The organism is Desulfuromonas sp. DDH964, from assembly GCF_001611275.1.
Taxonomy (GTDB): domain Bacteria; phylum Desulfobacterota; class Desulfuromonadia; order Desulfuromonadales; family DDH964; genus DDH964.
On record NZ_CP015080.1, the window covers coordinates 2,875,010 to 2,888,189 of the forward strand.

Here is a 13,180-nt window from a genome sequence, read left to right on the forward strand (position 1 = left end):
CGTTTACTTGCCCTACCCTTCGTGGTAAATTTTCAGCCGTCCGCCGCAGCGTGCCGGACAGCTGTCCAGCACGGACTTGATTCGATTTTCGCCCCAGCGCCACCAGGTCCCCGGTTATGAGCCTGATCCATCACCTCCGCGAAACCGAGCCCTTCAATACCCTCCCCGAAGCCCTGTTTCAGGAGCTGAGTGCGGCGGCCGTGGTATCGACCTTTCCGGCCGGCACCTTCATCTTCCAGCAGAATGATGCCCCGACCGGTTACCTCTACCTGATCAAGGAGGGACTGGTCGAAATCACCGTGCTCACCCCGGGCGGCATCGATATGGTCGTCGATTACCGCAAGGAGGGGCAGTTCTTCGGCGGCACCCCGATCTTTACCGGCGAGCCCTACACCGGCGGCGCCAGGACCCTGAAACCGACCTCTTGCTACCTGATCCCGCAGGAGATTCTGCGCCGCCTGCAGCGCGACTACCCGCAGGTCGGCGGCTACTTTACCCGCCTGGTCCTCTCGCGGGTGCGGGACCTCTACTCGGACATCGTCCGCGACCATGGCCAGAAGGCGCTGACGCAGATGGAGGCCTACCCCTTCAAGAAGCGCCTGTCGGAGATCATGGTCTCCCCGGTCGAGTGCTGCGCTCCGCAGGAGAGTGCCCAGCAGGTCGCCCGCCAGTTGACGGAAAAGAAGATCGGCTCGGTCCTGGTGACCGACGAAAACCGCAAGATCCTCGGCATCATCACCGGCAAAGACCTGGTCACCAAGGTCATCGCCCCGGAGAATGTCGATCCGCGCCAGATCACGGCCCGTGAAATCATGCAACCCCACCCCTACGGCATGGGCCCGGAGACCTACATGTACGAGGCGATGGCCTACATGACCGGCCATCGCCTCAAGCACCTGCCGGTGGTCGATCGCGGCGAACCGGTCGGCATCGTCAGTCTGCGCGACCTGCTCCGCTACCGCAGCCAGAAGGCGATGCTGCTCCTCGGCAACATCCGCGAGGAAGGGACCATCGCGGGACTCGCGGCCATCCGCCGGGAGATCGTCACTGTCGCCCGCACCCTCCTCTCGGAAACCCGCAGCACCCCCGAGGTGATGGAGATCCTCAGCTACATCCACCACGGCATCATCAAGCGGGTCTTCGACCTCTGCCTGGCCGAAATGGCCGCCGAGGGGCATCAGCCGCCGCAGGTACGCTACTGCTTCCTGATCATGGGGAGCGGCGGCCGGCGCGAGATGCTGCTCAGCCCCGACCAGGACCACGGCTTCATCTTCGAGAACGTGCCGGACGCCAGGATGGCGGAAATCGATGCCTTCTTCATCCCCCTCGCCGAGAAGGTGGTCACCTCCCTGCACCAGGTCGGCTATCCCCTCTGCAGCGGCAACGTCATGGCCAGCAACCCGCTCTGGCGGGGACGGCTGCAGGACTGGCAGGCCCGTATCCGCGACTGGGTCAACGACCCCGAACCGCAGAAGGTGCGCTATTCGTCAATCTTCTTCGATTTCGCGCCGCTGGCTGGCGACCCGGCCCTCGCCCAGAGCCTGCGCGAGGTGGTCAACCGCGAGATCCGCGAGTTCCAGGCCTTTCTCTACCACATGATGGCCCTCGACCTGCGCTACAAGGTGCCGGTTGGCCTCCTCGGCCGTTTTCTGGTGGAGAAGAGCGGTCCGCACAAGGGGGAGCTGTCGGTCAAGCAGGGGGGGAGCATCTACATCGTCGACTGCATCCGGATGTTCGCTCTGGAGAAGGAACTGCACGAAATCACCACCCTCGACCGCCTCAAGGCGCTGGTCGAGCGCAATGTCTTTTCGGCGGAGACCGCCGAACATATCCGCGCCGCTTTCGAGGCGCTGATCTTCCTGCGCCTGCGCAACGAGATCGCCCTGATCGAGGCGGGTAGCGAACCGGGCCACTTCCTCGACCCGGCCACCCTGACCCGCAACGAGCAGGACCTGCTGCGGGAGTCATTCCACGCCGTCAGCAAGCTGCAGGACGCCACCAAGCGCCATTTCGCCCGCACCCCCTTCTGACCCAGCCAGCCTTCAGACTACCTTAAGCAGGTGCACCGCGCAGGAGATGCACGGATCGTAGGCACGCACTATGCGTCCGGCCCGCTCCAGCAGCACCGCTTCATCACTAACTCCCTGCAGGTCGGCCAGCAACTGGGCTTCCAGCGCCGCCTGGTTGATTGCCGTCGGGGTGACGATGTCGACTTTGGCAATGCGGCCGAAATCATCGACCACATAGTGATGGAGCAAGAGTCCGCGCGGCGCTTCGCAAAGGGCGGTTCCGATTCCTGCATCCGCCTGCCAGTCGGCAAGGGTCACTTCTCCCGGCTTGGCCCCGGCCAGTTCCTGCGCCAGTGCCGCCACCCGCGCCAGGGCCTTGCCGAGTTCCTGGACCTGGGCGACGTTGTTGCCATGAATGCCGAACCCCGCCATTGCCTCATCCCCGGCCATCTCCTCCCGGGCCAGCGCACCGGTCAGCAGGGGGTGCTGGCGGCTTCCCGACTGCTTGGCGTGGGAATAGCCGACGACCACCTCGGCAAAGAGTTCCCGGCACGCTGCCGCCGCAACCCGCCGACCGTCGCCCAGGACCAGTTCCTCCCCCCACAATGGCAACGGGCCAGGGGCGGCAACCGCCATCCGGGTGCCGATGGCCGCCGCATGGGCGGGATAATTCTCCTCCCGGCAAAAGATGCCGAGCAAGGTTTCGAGCTCTGCCTGCCGCGCGCGGCTCTCCTCAGCCAAGGCGGCGAGGGCGCCCGGATCGGGAGTGCTGAGGACACCGCCAATCTCGACATTGACCGGGTGGATCGGCCGTCCCCCGGCCAGGGCCTGGATGCGGTTGCCAAAAGCCTTCAATTCGAGCCCGGCCGCCGCCAGCGGGTGGCCGGCACGGGCCAGGTCGAGCAGGCTGGCGTGGCCGGTCAGGTCGGGAAGAATCAGGCAGAAGAGGTGCAGGGCATGGCTCTCGATATGCCCTCCCAGCAGCAGCAGTTCACGGATCCCCCGGGCCAGCGGCGGGATGGCAATCCCCATCGCCGCCTCCAGGGCCATGGCGGCGGCCACCCGGTGAACGGCGGAGCAGATGGCGCAGATCCGGCAGACCAGGGCCGGCACCTCGCGACAATGGCGACCGACCAGCAGTGCTTCGAAGAGCCGTGGCGACTCCTCGAGGGCGAGCCGGACATCGACCAGTTTTCCCGCCTCGAGTACCAGATCGACGCGGCCATGTCCCTCGACCCGGGTCAGCGGTGTCAAATGCAGGACGCTCATGCCTCCTCCCCGAACCGTCTCAGCCGTGCCCGGATCTCCCGCTCATTCAGCCCGGTTTCGAGCAGCAGGCGGAATTCCTCGCCGCGGTTGGCCTCCGCCACCATCCCCCGGCACCCCTCGCAGGCGACCCCGAAGCTGGGGCAGCGGGCCTGGCACCCGGCCCGGATTACCGGCCCGAGGCAGGGAATACGGCGCTCGATGAGGAGGCAGAGATTTTCCCGCTGCCGGCATTCCATGCAGACCGGGTAGTCACTAGCGGCCGGCAGGCCGCCCCGGGCCAGGGAGCCAAAGAGCGCCACCAGCTCCGCCCCTTCCGGCGGGCAACCGGGGATCTCCAGGTCGACCTGGACGAAGCGGGAGAGGGGCTGCGGCGGGAAGCTTTCCTCGACCGCCTCCGGCGCGCCGTACACCGAAGCCACCAGCGCATCGCGATCGCCGCTGGCGAGGGCGTTGACGCCGCCACTGAGGGCACAGGCACCGACCGCGACCAGGCGGTCGGCACGGCGCCGCAGGGCGAGCAGGGTCGAAAGCTGGGCCGGTGAGGAGACCGAGCCTTCGATCACTGCCACATCCAGGGCGCCGCCGGGGTCGGGGGCCGATGAGGCCATGGAAAAAGCAACGACCGAGAGGCGCGCCGCCAGGGGGACGAGGTCGGCGGTCATGTTGAGCAGGGTCAGCTGGCAGCCGCTGCAGGAGGTGAGGCGGGCAAAGCCGCAAACCAGGGGGGTGCTGGAAGACATATCAGATGGCTCCTTCCATGCCCCGCAACTGGCGCAGGGAGAAGACCGGTCCTTCGCGGCAGATATAGCGCCCCGCGGTTACACAGTGACAGCAGACGCCCACCCCGCATTTCATGCGGCGCTCCAGGGTGGCAAAGATCCGCTCCGGCGCCATGCCGAGTCCGGCCAGTTCTTCGAGGACGCAGCCATACAGCACCGGCGGGCCACAGACGGCCGCGACGGTGCGCTCGGGGACAAAGACCAGGTCGGACAGGAGTTCACCGACCAGCCCGAGCCGGCAGACCGGGCCTTCGCCGGCCCAGGGGAGTTCGGTGGCAAAATCGACGGAAAAACGCAGGCGCAGCTGCCCCTGGCGCGCCAGTTTTTCGAGTTCGGCGCGGAACAGCAGCAGCTCCGGGTCGCGGCTGCCGTAAAGGAGGATGATCTCCCCAAACGCCGACCTCTCCTCGACCAGCACCTGCAACAGACCCTGCAGCGGCGCCATCCCCAAGCCACCGGCGATGAGCAGCACGTCCTCGCCCCGGAAATCGGCGAGGGGGAAGCCGTTGCCAAAGGGTCCGCGCAGACCGATAGCGGCCCCTTCCGGCAACCGGTAGAGCGCGTCGGTGACCCGGCCGGCGCGGCGGATGCAGGTATCGAAACTGTAGCCATCCCCGCAGCGGGCGGGGGAAACCGGAAAGGCGCCGATCCCGGGGAGGGAGATTTCGACGAACTGGCCGGGACGGAGCGGCAGCTCCTCACTGCAGTAAATCCGGAAAACGTGGTGATCGGGGACGCGACGGTCGAGGGTCTCCAGGCGCGCCGGTACGGGAAGAAAGTCGATGGTCATGGCGCACCTCCGCCATCGATACTTTGCGCCAGCAGCTCGATGTCGATCTCCACCGGACAGGCCCGGCGACAGCGGCCGCAGCCGACGCAGGCGGCCCGCCCGCGGTCATCACCAAACCCGAACCACTTGTGCTCACAGCGGAAACGGAGTCGCTCGGCGCGATCGGGGCGAAAGTTATGGCCACCGGCCACCAGGGCGTGGCTGGTGAAAAAACAGTTGTCCCAGATCCGGCTGCGGGTTGCGCTCCCCGCGGCGTCGACGCGATCGACGACATCGAAACAGTAGCAGGTCGGGCAGACGGCGGAACAGACACCGCAGGAGAGGCAGCGCCGCGCCGTCTCGGCCCACAACGGCAACTCCCGACTGGCAACGAAACGCTCGGCAAATTCGGGGCTGCGCTCCCGGGGGCGGGAGGAGGGTAAGACGGGCAGCGCGCTCAGGGGGGCGGCGTTAAGACCCACCGCCGCCGCACCGTCGCGGCCTGCGGGGGACCCGAAGTAGGCGCCCGCCGCCGTCAGGAAGAGGTCGCAGGGGGGCGGGCTTGCCCAGGGCGGGCAGCAGCAGTCCTGGCCGGGCTCACAGGCGCAACCGACCAGGAAGAGACTTTCCCGCCGCGAACGATAGGAGGGATCCTCGGCCAGAACCCGATCGAGGTAGGCGATGCCGGCCAGATCGCAGGCGGCGATGCCGACCAGGGCGAGGGGCCGGGTTTCGGCTTGTGGCGCCGGCGGGGCATCGGATTCGCTCCAGAGAGTTTCGACCGGGGGGAGCAGATATTTTTTCGGCGGCAGCAGCGGCAAATCCGCAGCAGGAAGTTCCGGCCAGGCCGTAACAGGGCCAAGGCGCACAACGCCGTCCGCACCGCGAAGCGGTCCATGGACCCGGTAGGTCCGGTTTAGCCAATCGAATAGTTCCGCCATCACGGCCAGCATACCCCGTCCTGCGATTAAATACTGTTAACGCTCCCTGCCAGCCTTCATTCTAGCACCGCAAGAGAGCGCTGCAATCAAGAAGACGATCTGGAGGGATGACGTCAGCAGGCGAGGCTGCTAGACTGGGCGCGAGGAGAGCGATGCCGCCAACCAGCCCCGAAACAATTCGTGAAGAACCGTTGCAAGCCCTGCCGCCACAGGCCGATCTTCCCGATGGCGCACAGAAGGCGCTGCGCGTCTGCGCCCTGGTCCTGGAAGCGCGCGGCATCCCCTTTCAGGTCGTCTCCGGCGAAGGGGCCGGCCACCTGGAAGTGCCGGCGAGTTTTCATGCCCGGGCCTGCCGCGAGCTCGCCCTCTACCGGGACGAAAACCGCGACTGGCCGCCGCTGCTGGTCTCCCCCGCCTCCGTGCCGGCTCCCACCGGCTACGCGACCCTCTCCATCCTCGCCCTGCTGGCACTCTTCCACGTCCTGGTTCATGGCGGCTTTACCAGCCTCGGGCTGAGCAGCGCCAACTGGCTGGCGGCAGGGGCGGCCAACAGTGCGCTCATCCTGGCCGGCGACTGGTGGCGGCCGCTGACCGCCCTGACCCTGCACGCCGACAATCTCCATCTCCTCGGCAACCTGCTGCTCGGAGCACCGCTGGTCCTCCGTCTTTGCCGGGAGCTTGGCAGCGGCACCGGGTGGGCACTGGTATTGGCCAGCGGGGCGCTCGGCAACCTCAGCAACTGCCTGTTTCAGGCCCCTTCGCATATCTCCATCGGCGCCTCGACGGCGCTCTTCGGCGGGCTCGGTCTCCTGGCCGGGCTGGCGCTGGTCCGCGGTCGTCGGGCCCGACTGCGGGACCGGGTCCTGCCGGTGGCGGCGGCCCTGGGGCTGCTGGCGCTCCTCGGCACCGGTGACGGCAACACCGACATTCTGGCGCACCTGGGCGGATTTTTCTGGGGCATGATTCTCGGTCTGCCGGCGGGAATGGGGCGGGAACAGGGCGCGCCCGGAGCACGCTTCGACTGGCTGCTGGGGGGAGTGAGCGCCGCCCTGCTTGGCGGCGCCTGGTGGGCGGCCCTGAGGTTGGCTTAGGGGGCGGGCGGCAGGCCGGTTTCCCGCTCCAGCCAGGCGATGGCCGTATCGAGATCGCAGCGGCGGGCCAGCTTGACCAGACCGACGACGTCGCCACTGGCGTCGCAGCGAAAGCACTGGAAATGGCCATCCTTGATCACCAGCTCCGGGGTTCCCTGGCGCCGGGGCTGACAGCCGGGGCAATAGTAGTGGGCCCCCTTCTGCACCAGGCCAAGGTCACCGGCGACCTTCTCCACCGCGTGGCGGCGGCTGACCAGTTCGTCGATTGTCTTGCGTTCCAGGGTCATGACCACTCCTGTCATAATGGAGACAAGGCCAGTTTACCCGGAGGCTGGAGATCGGCAACCAGCGCCAGGACAAAAAAGGAGCCAGCGCATAATCCGCTGACTCCTTGATTTTGTTTGGCGCGCCCGACAGGATTCGAACCTGTGGCCTTTGGCTCCGGAGGCCAACGCTCTATCCAGCTGAGCTACGGGCGCAGTGAAGTGGGATTTATACTCCATCCCGGACCGAAATGCAACAGCTAATCGCCGGCCGCTTGCCCCATACGGCCCGCTGCTGCTATACTGACCGCCGGCCTGTTGAGGGAGGTTTGCTTGCGTTACTGCTGGTTGGTCCTGTTCGGTCTGCTGATTGCCGCCACTCCGGCTCCGGGAGCCGAAAGTTACCGGGTCGAACGACTCGCCGAGGGGGTCTTCGCCGCCATCGCCGTGGCCGGAAGTGACGCCACCTCCAATGCCTTTTTCGTGGTTGGCGACCAGTATGTCATCGCCGGCGGCGCCCACCTGTCCAAGGCGGGAGCGGCCGACCTCGTCAGCGCCATCGCCGGGGTCACCGACCTGCCGCTGCGCTATTTCATTCTTCCCCACCACCACCGCGGTTACACCGCCGTCGATTTCGACCTGCCGGCCGGCTGTGAGGCGGTGATGTCGGTCCAGACCTGGCAAATCCTCTCCAGCGAGGTCCGCTCCATCGAGTACCCGGCCCTCTTTTTCAGCGAGGGGCTTACCCTCAAGGCGGGAAAGGGGAAGACGGTGATCCTGACCAACCTCGGCAAGGGGCACGGCGACGGTGACACCCTGGTCTACCTTCCCGAGAGCAAAATCCTATTCCCCAGCGACCTGGTCTACGTTCACAGTGTCGGTTACATCGGCGACGGCCATATGACCGACTGGGTCCTGGCCCTCGAGTTCATGGCCCGCATGGAGATCAGCCAGGTCATTCCCGGCTTTGGTCCGGTCAGCAAGCCGGAGGTGATCCTGGAATTTCGCGACTATCTGAAAAGCTTTCTCTCCGAGGTGCTCAAACACCTGGAGCGCGGCGATTCGCTGGAAAAGACGGTCGCCGAGTTCGATCTTCCGGCCTACCGGGACTGGGCGGGCTACCAGCGCCTGACCCCGGCCAACATCCAGCGCGCTTATCTCGATTTGAAGGCGACGGTCCTGAACTGATCAGCCACCCCGCTCCTCCTCATGATAGGTCCTGCGGATCAGCAACAGCAGGACTCCCGCCAGGATCAACAGTCCCACCACCCCGGCCCCGAAGATCCGCCGCTGGTCCAGTTCGAGGCGGATCGCATCGGCAGCTTTCCGGACATCGCTCAACCTGGCCTGGACGGCGGCCGTTTTAGCGTGGACGACTTCGACCTTGACGGTATGAAAAAGGCGATGGAAGTCGTTGCGGGCAGCAAAGACCTGCCCTTCCATCTCCTGGGTGGCGATGCCGATCCGATGCAGATTCTGCAATTCGGTTTGCAGCCCGGAGATCATCCGGTCGGTTTCGACCACGGCCTTTTTCATCTCTTCGGCCCGACCGTACTCGTGGCAACGGCTGCAGTCCTTGGGATTGATCAAATCGGAACTGGCGCGCTGGATGGCGTGATTGCCGTGACAGGTGACGCACTGCGGCCCCCCCTTGCCAAGGGCCTGGCCGTGGGCACTGGCGAGATAATCTTCCTTGACCCCGATATGGCAGCGGCCACAGAAGTCCGGGATCGCCTCCGGCGCGGGAACCCCGAGAAAGCCACGCTGCGGACTCATCGCTTCCATCGACAGCAGGGTCGGGTCGCCGCCATGGCAGTCATTGCAGGCAATACCGTTCTGCTGGTGAACACTCCCCTGCCAGTCCTTGACCGGAGCGCCCAGTGCCCCCGGTTGTGGGGCATGACACTGGATGCAGCTGATCTCGGCAGCAAACGCTGGCGCGGGGAGAGCGAGGCCGGCGCCGAAAAGGAGAGCCGACAGGGCAAGGGCCAGAATGCGCTTGAACCGTATCATGACAGATGCCCCCAGATGGAGAGACCGACAAAGAGCAGAATGCCGAGCACGAAACAGGTGACAAAGAGCGGTCGCCGGGCCGGCCGCCGCTCGGCGCCGCGGTCGATAAAGGGGAGCAGGGCGAGAAAGGTCATGAATGCTCCCTGGGCGGCGAGTCCGGTCAACTTGGTCGGGAATATTTTCAGCGTCTGATAGGCCCAGAGGAAGTACCACTCGGGCTTGATATGGGCCGGAGTGCTGAAGGGGTCGGCGGGGACCAGCGCTTCCTCCGGCATGAAAAGCTGCGGGGCAAAGAAGACCACACTGCAGATCAGGGCGAGAAAGAAGCAGACCATCGCCCCATCTTCCACCGTGTAGTTGGGGAAGAAAGGGATGCCGCCGGGGTGCTCTTCGTGATGGAAATAGCCACCGACTTCGGCCGGCTTGGCTTCCGGTCCGAAGGGCGGCTGCGAGATGCCGATGCGCCGGACACAGAAGAGATGCAGACCGATGCCGGCGCCGAGCAGGAGGGGCATCCCCATGACATGCAGGGCGAAGAAGCGGCCGAGAGTCGGGTCCCCGACCGAAGTCCCCCCGCGCAAAAACTCGACCAGCCGGCCACCGATCACCGGCACGGTGCCGGCGGCATCGGTCGCGATGGTGGTCGCCCAGAAGGAGAGCTGGCTCCAGGGGAGGAGGTAGCCGGTCAGACAGAGCCCCATGCCGAGGTTGAAGAGGAGGAACCCGGAGAGCCAGGTGATTTCCCGCGGGCGCTTGTAGCTCCCCATGAACATGACCGACAACATGTGCAGCAGCAGAACCACGATGATCATGTTGGAGCCGACCATGTGCAGGTAGCGGATCAGCCAGCCATAGGGGATATCGTTCATGATGCGCACGACGCTCTCAAAGGCCTTGGTCGTATCGGGCACATAATAGATCAGCAGCAGGAAGCCGGTGGCGATCTGCAATCCGAACAGGGCCAGCAGCACCGAGCCGAGGCTGTACCAGACGTTGACATTCTTTGGCAGAAGATAGCCGCTGAGATTCTGTTCCAGCAGGTCGCGCACGCCGAGGCGAACGTCGACCCAGTCGACAACTTTCCTGACGAGGGGCATGACGGCTCCTATCCGACCAGCAACTGGTCACCCTGGATCTGCACAGCATAGGATTCGAGAGGTTTGGGGGGCGGTCCGGCCGTCACCTGGCCGTCGGGCGAATAGCGCCCGCCGTGGCAGGGGCAGAGGAAATCGCCCTTGTCCACCTCCCACTTGACGATACAGCCGAGGTGGGTGCAGACCGCTGTCAGGGCGATGAATTGTCCGGGCTGGGGTTGAACCACAACCGCCGGATGACCATGAAAGTTGAAGAAATGGGCGCCGCCAACTGGTACCTTGTCGCGGCCGATCGTTGTTTTGCCCCCCTCCCCCTCCCCCTTGGACGGGCTGAGGAAACGGAACAGGGGCCAGCCGGCAGCCCCGGCCAGGACGGCGCCGACACCACCGAGAATCACCGTCAGAAAGAAGCGTCGGCGTGCCGGCGAAACCTCCAGGTTGTCCATTGTACCTCCCGCTTTCAAATTCTTCCTGCCAGGGCCCTGCGGTTGCATTCACCGCCAAATCGCACTAGATTATAAACGGTGCTCGGCTCCTTTCAACCTGCGGGAAAGGATTCTGCCATGCCGACGACCGCCCTCTTCATCCTCGACCCCCCGGAACAGCTCGATCCCCCGACCGATACCAGCTTCGCCATCATGCGGGAAAGTTTGCGCCGGGGCCAGCAGGTCTTTGCCGCCACCCTCGACGACCTCCACCTTGCCACCGGGCAGTTGCAGGCAACGGCGCGCGAGGCCTGTTTTGCAGCGAACGGAAGCCTGGCGCCGGGGCCTGACCGGCGCCTGAACCTCGCGCGGGACGTCGATCTGGTCTGGATGCGCAAGGACCCACCGGTCGATCTCGCCTACCTGCACGCGACCTACCTGCTCGACTTCCTGCCGCCGCGGGTGTTGCAGATCAACCCGGCCGCCAGTTTGCGCAACCATTGCGAAAAACTGGCGCCGCTTCGATTCCCGGAGCTCTTCCCGCCAACGCTGGTCACCAGGTCGGTTTCGGAGCTGGCCGCCTTCGTTGCCGGCCACGGAGAGGTGGTCGTCAAACCGCTGGAGGAATGCAGCGGCAGGGGGATTGTCCTGCTGGCAAAGGGGGATTCGGGCCTGGCCAAGCGCCTGGCTGCGGCAACCGATCAGGGACGCCGCTTTGTTCAGGGGCAGCGATACCTTGATGGGGCCACGGAGGGGGACATCCGGATTCTGCTGCTGGGAGGTGAAATCCTTGGCTGGGTCCGCCGGCGACCGGCGGCGGGGGAGTTTCGTTCCAATATCAACGCCGGTGGCCACTGCGAGGCGGTTCCCCTCGGCGCGCGGGAGCGGGAAATCTGCGCCCAGGTCGGACCCTGGCTGCGGCAACGGGAAATCCACCTCGCCGGCATTGACCTGATCGACGGCTATCTGCTTGAAATCAACCTGACCAGCCCCTCCTGTCTGCGCGAAATGAACGACCTCAACGGCTGGCGGCTGGAAGAGGCCATCCTCGATTACGCGGAAGCACGGCTGGACCAGCGCGATCCTTGATATCGCCTTGGCAGCGCCAGCAATGCGGGGACCGCTCTTTAGCGGACCTGCGCCTGGACCGGGATACGCAGTTCGAGGGAGTGCGGGCTGGCCGCGCGGACGAAAAGGTAGCCGCTTAAGCGGGTGTCACCGGCGCCCGGCAAAACCTTGACCAGCAAGCGGGTCGACTCCCCGGGGGGGAGCGTCGAACGCTCGAGGGTGGCGCTCAGGGCCGGGACCGAGGCCTGTATCGCCTCCAGCTGGAGGGTTTCGGTCCCATGATTGGTGATCGTCAATTCGGCATTCGATTCGACGCCAGCAGCCAGGTTCGTAAGAACAAGTTGCGCCGGGTTAGCCGTCAGCCGCTCGAGGACTTCGCCGCTAAGGTTGAACCGGGCCTCGGGATGCGCGGGGTCATCGGTGTAAAGGTAGATGCTCTTGTTGACCCGTCCCCGGAACCGGGTCGAATCGAAGGAGGCCTTGATCTCCCCACTCTGGCCCGGCGGGATTGCCTTCTCCGAAACCAGGGCAGCGGTGCAACCGCAGGAACTGCGGACCTTTTCAATATTAAGGGTGGCATCACCGGCATTCCGGAACTGGTAAACGTGATCGACCCGGTCGCCCTGGTAGACCTGCCCGAAATCAAAATCCAGGTTCTCGACCATCAGCCTGGGGGCCGCGGCCAGAGAGGGCAACGGCAGGACCAGCAATAGCGCTGCGAATATCAACTTTTTCATCGGGGCACCTCGTAGCGAAACGAATAAATCCGGACTTGACTCCAAACCGATTTACCGCCGCGATCATAGCACAGCCCCCCCTGCTTGACCAGTCCGGGGAGGATTTGCGAATAAATTGACATAAATGCGGCATCTTGCTATAGAATATCGGCCAAATTCGACCTCCGACTCAAGCAAGGAACAGGCATGCCGGAAGCAAATTTCAAGCTCCTCTATTCACGCCAGGAGATCGCCGCCCAGGTTGCCCGCCTTGGTGCGGAAATCAGTCGCGATTTCCAGGGCCGCGAGCTCCTCATGGTCGGCGTTCTCAAGGGTTCGTTCCTCTTCTTCGCCGACCTGGTGCGCGCCATCGAAGTGCCGACGGTTATCGACTTCGTGCGCCTGGCGAGCTACGGCTCCGAAACCAAAAGCTCGGGAATCATCGAAATGCGCAAGGATCTCGAGCTCCCCATTGCCGGGAAGGATGTCATCATCGTCGAGGATATCGTCGACAGCGGCCTGACGCTGGAATCCCTCTATCATCGCCTGCTGCAGCGCAACCCGCGCAGCCTGAGTATCTGCACGCTGATCGACAAGCGCTGCCGACGGGAGGTCGATATTCAACCGGACTACGTCGGCATTGCCATCGACGACGGTTTCATTATCGGTTACGGGCTCGATTTTGATGAGCGGCACCGCAACCTTCCCGATATTTACCTGGTAGAAGGCGCCTGAATGACGCC

General features: G+C 64.9%; 14 protein-coding genes and 1 tRNA gene. 5 read left to right on the top strand and 10 right to left on the bottom strand.

The annotated features are described in order from the left end of the window. The first annotated feature begins 116 nt into the window (after positions 1 to 116). Positions 117 to 2,030 carry a putative nucleotidyltransferase substrate binding domain-containing protein gene (locus DBW_RS13200; RefSeq protein WP_066727958.1) on the top strand — a complete coding sequence of 638 codons (1,914 nt, stop codon included), beginning with the start codon at positions 117 to 119 and terminating at the stop codon, positions 2,028 to 2,030. A gap of 12 nt (positions 2,031 to 2,042) precedes the next feature. On the opposite strand, the gene DBW_RS13205 is transcribed toward DBW_RS13200, so the two are convergent. From DBW_RS13205 to DBW_RS13220, 4 genes are read right to left on the bottom strand one after another with little or no spacing between them, the layout of a single operon-like run. Continuing rightward, complete coding sequence (locus DBW_RS13205) at positions 2,043 to 3,278, bottom strand: nickel-dependent hydrogenase large subunit (RefSeq protein WP_066727959.1); 1,236 nt, start codon at positions 3,276 to 3,278, stop codon at positions 2,043 to 2,045. Next, positions 3,275 to 4,018, bottom strand: a complete 744-nt coding sequence (locus DBW_RS13210; RefSeq protein ID WP_066727960.1) for a hypothetical protein — start codon at positions 4,016 to 4,018, stop codon at positions 3,275 to 3,277. Before DBW_RS13210 ends, DBW_RS13205 begins: the two co-directional genes overlap by 4 nt. Position 4,019: 1 nt before the next feature. Next, on the bottom strand, positions 4,020 to 4,847 hold the full coding sequence (locus DBW_RS13215) for an FAD/NAD(P)-binding protein (protein ID WP_066727961.1): 828 nt from the start codon (positions 4,845 to 4,847) through the stop codon (positions 4,020 to 4,022). Further along, positions 4,844 to 5,779 carry a 4Fe-4S dicluster domain-containing protein gene (locus DBW_RS13220; RefSeq protein ID WP_066727962.1) on the bottom strand — a complete coding sequence of 312 codons (936 nt, stop codon included), beginning with the start codon at positions 5,777 to 5,779 and terminating at the stop codon, positions 4,844 to 4,846. Before DBW_RS13220 ends, DBW_RS13215 begins: the two co-directional genes overlap by 4 nt. Positions 5,780 to 5,919: 140 nt before the next feature. On the opposite strand from DBW_RS13220, the gene DBW_RS13225 reads away from it, so the two are divergent. Further along, entirely contained in the window at positions 5,920 to 6,858 is a 939-nt protein-coding gene (locus DBW_RS13225) for a rhomboid family intramembrane serine protease (RefSeq protein WP_066727963.1), read from the top strand. Here DBW_RS13225 and DBW_RS13230 read toward each other — a convergent pair. Further along, on the bottom strand, positions 6,855 to 7,145 hold the full coding sequence (locus DBW_RS13230) for a CHC2 zinc finger domain-containing protein (protein ID WP_066727964.1): 291 nt from the start codon (positions 7,143 to 7,145) through the stop codon (positions 6,855 to 6,857). The two genes, DBW_RS13225 and DBW_RS13230, sit on opposite strands and share 4 nt — an antisense overlap. Positions 7,146 to 7,260: 115 nt before the next feature. Further along, positions 7,261 to 7,337, bottom strand: a tRNA-Arg gene (locus tag DBW_RS13235). A gap of 117 nt (positions 7,338 to 7,454) precedes the next feature. On the opposite strand from DBW_RS13235, the gene DBW_RS13240 reads away from it, so the two are divergent. Further along, the gene (locus DBW_RS13240) at positions 7,455 to 8,309 is read left to right on the top strand and encodes a hypothetical protein (protein WP_066727965.1); all 855 of its coding nucleotides are present in this window, start codon (positions 7,455 to 7,457) and stop codon (positions 8,307 to 8,309) included. Here DBW_RS13240 and DBW_RS13245 read toward each other — a convergent pair whose 3' ends face one another. Genes DBW_RS13245 through DBW_RS13255 form a run of 3 tightly spaced genes read right to left on the bottom strand, consistent with a single transcriptional unit; the run spans position 8,310 to position 10,674 of the window. Next, positions 8,310 to 9,134 (bottom strand): multiheme c-type cytochrome, encoded by an 825-nt coding sequence (locus DBW_RS13245; RefSeq protein WP_157471895.1) that lies wholly within the window; start codon positions 9,132 to 9,134, stop codon positions 8,310 to 8,312. Then, the gene (locus DBW_RS13250; protein WP_066727966.1) at positions 9,131 to 10,231 is read right to left on the bottom strand and encodes a cytochrome b; all 1,101 of its coding nucleotides are present in this window, start codon (positions 10,229 to 10,231) and stop codon (positions 9,131 to 9,133) included. The genes DBW_RS13245 and DBW_RS13250 overlap by 4 nt, the downstream gene beginning before the upstream one ends. A gap of 8 nt (positions 10,232 to 10,239) precedes the next feature. Next, the gene (locus tag DBW_RS13255; protein WP_066727967.1) at positions 10,240 to 10,674 is read right to left on the bottom strand and encodes a Rieske 2Fe-2S domain-containing protein; all 435 of its coding nucleotides are present in this window, start codon (positions 10,672 to 10,674) and stop codon (positions 10,240 to 10,242) included. Between the two features lie 117 nt (positions 10,675 to 10,791). Here DBW_RS13255 and gshB point away from each other — a divergent pair, with 117 nt between their 5' ends. After that, positions 10,792 to 11,742 carry a glutathione synthase gene (gene gshB, locus DBW_RS13260; RefSeq protein ID WP_066727968.1) on the top strand — a complete coding sequence of 317 codons (951 nt, stop codon included), beginning with the start codon at positions 10,792 to 10,794 and terminating at the stop codon, positions 11,740 to 11,742. Between the two features lie 38 nt (positions 11,743 to 11,780). Here gshB and DBW_RS13265 read toward each other — a convergent pair whose 3' ends face one another. After that, positions 11,781 to 12,458, bottom strand: coding sequence for a DUF1573 domain-containing protein (locus tag DBW_RS13265; protein WP_066727969.1), 678 nt, complete (start codon positions 12,456 to 12,458; stop codon positions 11,781 to 11,783). A 186-nt stretch (positions 12,459 to 12,644) separates the two neighbouring features. Here DBW_RS13265 and hpt point away from each other — a divergent pair, with 186 nt between their 5' ends. Beyond that, positions 12,645 to 13,172 (top strand): hypoxanthine phosphoribosyltransferase, encoded by a 528-nt coding sequence (gene hpt / locus DBW_RS13270; RefSeq protein WP_066727970.1) that lies wholly within the window; start codon positions 12,645 to 12,647, stop codon positions 13,170 to 13,172. The last annotated feature ends 8 nt before the right edge of the window (positions 13,173 to 13,180 follow it).